Source organism: Candidatus Binatia bacterium, from assembly GCA_023150935.1.
Lineage (GTDB): Bacteria > Desulfobacterota > Binatia > HRBIN30 > HRBIN30 > JAKLJW01.
This window is the reverse complement of record JAKLJW010000127.1, coordinates 1-679: the sequence shown is the minus strand read 5'-3', so window position 1 is coordinate 679 and position 679 is coordinate 1. Positions and strand designations below refer to the sequence as shown.

The window sequence follows — 679 nt, the reverse complement described above, 5'->3', positions numbered from 1 at the left end:
AGGTCTTTTTCCTCGATCTTGATGTCGATGGTTTCATCCACGACCGGGGAGACGCCGACCGACGAAAAACTCGTGTGCCGCCTTGCATTGGAATCGAACGGCGAGATGCGGACGAGGCGGTGCACGCCGCTTTCCGCCTTCAGCCAGCCATAGGCGTTTTCGCCGTCGATGCGGACGGTGGCCGACTTGATGCCCGCGCCGTCACCCTCGCTGCGCTCCAGCAGGCTGACCTTGTATCCGTTCTGCTCGGCCCAGCGCGTATACATGCGCAGCAGCATCTCCGCCCAGTCCTGCGCCTCGGTCCCGCCGGAACCGGCATGGACTTCAAGGAACGCGTCATTGCCGTCGGCCTCGCCGGAGAGCAGGCTTTGCAGTTGAAGTTTCTCCGCCTTCGCCTTGATTTCGCTCAGGGATTTTTCGGGTGCGCTCCTTCATGATGGACTGGGCTTTTTCCTGGTCGGACCACAGGTTCGGATCCTCGCACAGGGCGTTCAACTCGTCGAGGCGCTTGAGGGAAACGTCCCAGTCAAAGATGCCTCCTCAGCAGCGCCAGCGCACTCCGGATATCGCTTACGACTGCTTCGGTTTCGGCTTTCATCCCGTTACGCGGCCTGTTCCATGGCCGGCGGAGCGGCGGTGAAGAACTCGATGATCTGCGCCGCGAAACCGGCGCCTTCGC

The 679-nt window shown here is 61.9% G+C and carries 1 pseudogene; it reads right to left on the bottom strand.

Annotated features, from left to right (window positions below):
- Positions 1–598 (bottom strand): annotated as a pseudogene (locus L6Q96_23305) (PCRF domain-containing protein).
- Between the last annotated feature and the right edge of the window lie 81 nt (positions 599–679).